The following is a 2,856-nucleotide window of genomic DNA, read 5'->3' on the forward strand; positions in this document are numbered from 1 at the left end:
TAGCCCATAAACTACATCACCCAAGCCCCCCGCTTTAATCACAGGGGCGCATTCAGAGGCAATTTGTACGATGTACATTCCTAATCCTCACTTTTATACAGACCTTCTACACAGCGTTGTGAAATGTTCTAGGGAGTGTTTAAGTCGTTGCAGGAAACAGTTATTTTTTACAAAAGTATACATTTTGCAGGGAGCGATTTTGCTGGATAAATTCTCCCACGATCTGCCCACCTCGCTTGGGATTTTTGTCAGGGCTGGTAACCAGCGATGCTTAGGATTCAGCACTTAATTCAGCTTACTGAAGCAGACAATGGGACGAGAGAGGACAGGTATAAGGGTGAAATATGCTCTGCTAGACAAAAGACTGGGACTTAGCACTCTGATCGAGCATCACAGATAGTTTCGCAGGCGATCGAACCCGTTAAGCTAGGTTGGTTCTTCTAGCGAAGGTACCCTAGCTACAGCAGGTGTAGGGCGATAGTAGCTGGCGATCGTTGCCATCATTAGCCACCATAGAGTGTTCACCTCTGGACGGAACCAGACAGTATCCACTAAGCCATGACCTAACATTCCAAACAGGGTGGAGATGGCAGCTATCAGCCAGAGTGCTTGGGGATTCCCGGCCTTACGCAGGTGTTGCAGTTGACTCAACCCCTGATAAACAGTAACGATCAGTAGCCATAGAAAACAGGTTAACCCTACCAAGCCAGTCTCTACAGCTACTTCTAGGAATACGGAATAGGCTCCTAGAGCATTGAACTTGGGGCGTTGAAATAGGACATAGACTTGACGAAAGGCTACATTTCCGGGGCCGATTCCCAGAATAGGATAGGCACGAATCATGTCCAGCACGGCAATCCATACGTTAATACGAAAGTTGTTGCTGGTGTCACCGCGTCCTAGGAACATGCTAAGGACACGATCGCGCACGGGAGCTACGAACAGAACAGCCAACACAACTACAGTTATGGATCCACCCAGCACAACGGGCAATGCTAATTTGCGCCAGACCCTAGGCAGGTGAACACTCCACCAATCCACCAGCAGCACTGCCAGCACAAACATGGCCACGACCATGCCAATCCACCCACCCCGGCTAAAGGTAACGAGCATACAGGCACTATTGACCCCGAACATGACGATCGCCAACAGCTTTGGTAGCCAACCTTTCCATGCAACGATCGCCACTGCGCTGAAGACAACGGCTGGAATCAAATAACCTGCCAGTAGATTAGGGTTGCCTAGGTAGCTGTAAACGCGGGTGGTTTTAGAGAGTGGAGAGGTGGGGTCAACCCAAGTGGCCAAGGCTTCTGCTCCAAAGAACCACTGCCGGAGTCCGTAGCTGCTGACCAGCAGAGCAACATGTAAGTAAAGGGTGATGATCCAATTACGAATTTGGGGCGATCGCAGCACCCGCGCCATCAGCGCAAATCCTAGGAGATACAGGGTAAACTTAGCCAGTCCAGGAATGGCGGCGTTTCTCACTGGGGATAGGGCAGTAGCCACAATAGTAACCCCCCAATAGAGCAAAACTAGCAAATGAATGGGGGTGAACCCAAGTTGGGCAGGGCTTGTATCGCCACTCGTTGCCCCGGTCTGTTCTTGAGCATCAGCATGGGCAGATAGGGAAGCTGTGGAGGAGCGATCGTCCGTAATGGTCAGCAAAAACCACCAGCCGCCGCAGGCAGCCAGCAACAACCCTGTAAGAGCATTCGGCACAAATGGAGCCAACCCGAATAGCAAAATCAGCAATATGCCACCAATAACCTCCGCATGGCGCATAAGCCAGCTACTTTTACGCCAGGTTTGCAAGGCACCAATCCACCGATGAACATAGCTAGCCCCAGCCCAGGTTTGTAACGGCAATGTGGCCAGAGTTACTGCATTCCACAGCGGCAGCAGGGGACGCAGCACTGATATTTTTAATGACTCCACTAGCATAGACAACCAGAGACATACCCACAATGGGTACAGAATACAGTATTTAGGAAATAGAAGGTTAGTACCTTGCCATCATAGAACTTGGTGCCTACGGTGGTACTGTAGATTTCCCATTAGCTAGCGTCTGGCCTAGGGATTGCAATAGGAGCAGTAGGTAGGGTCAGCCGTGTATTGACCATCAGGGTATAGCTTTTCTTGAGAATAGCCACACCGACGACAGTGATACACGATCGCCAAGGTTAGAGTTGTGGGTGATTGGCAGAGGGCACAGGGTAATCCAGGCTGGCGATCGCGCCCTGTAAATCCTGGTGCACCACACTGAGGGCAACTCTGCTGGAGGTTAAAGAGCAAATCTTGAGTTGCCTCGGCAATCACCTTCATGCGCGTTGGGTTCATGTGTGCACGCATGTCTGTTTCTAGGTGAACGCTACCGTCGCTGGTCTGCTGTGCCAATTGCTCAACGGCTGCTTGCAGATGGTCATAGTCGGTAATGCCTTTGATAATGTGACTGGGATCTTTAGTCGATCGCTGGGTCATTGCGACAAGACCGTGGTGAGGAAAGCCAATTGCTTTAGCAAAGGCGATCGCCTCCGCTAAGGAGTGCACTGTTTCGTGGCGAAAGTTTGTATTCGTGCTGGTGACTTGACCCACAATCTCTAGGTCATGCTGAGCATCTAATAGCACAACCACCTCCCGGTTTATGGGTAATCCCGGTAACCAAGGATGAGGGACAAAACTGCCCTCACTCGCGATTGCCAACGTTTCTCCCGTGATTTCCATAGCAGCTTTAGCTTTGAGGCGGGCTGTCTCAATTTGATCTCCCGGTCGGTCAATATCACGGGTAAAGGTGCCAAAGCGATCAGTATCAAAATGCTCAGGGACTTGTACCTGCACTCCCAACGCTTCCATAAGCAG

At 50.7% G+C, this 2,856-nt stretch carries 3 protein-coding genes; all 3 read right to left on the minus strand.

Going from position 1 to position 2,856, the window contains the following annotated elements; genetic code table 11:
* The coding region (locus NZ772_16670) for a glycogen/starch synthase (protein MCS6815189.1) at positions 1-78 on the minus strand (78 nt) is incomplete at its 3' end.
* Positions 79-426: 348 nt separating this feature from the next.
* A complete protein-coding gene (locus NZ772_16675; GenBank protein MCS6815190.1) occupies positions 427-1,941 on the minus strand; it encodes an IctB family putative bicarbonate transporter in 1,515 nt (504 codons plus the stop codon).
* Between the two features lie 129 nt (positions 1,942-2,070).
* On the minus strand, positions 2,071-2,856 hold a 786-nt coding region (locus NZ772_16680; GenBank protein MCS6815191.1), incomplete at its 5' end, for a hypothetical protein.

Source organism: Cyanobacteriota bacterium (assembly GCA_025054735.1).
Taxonomy (GTDB): Bacteria; Cyanobacteriota; Cyanobacteriia; order SKYG9; family SKYG9; genus SKYG9.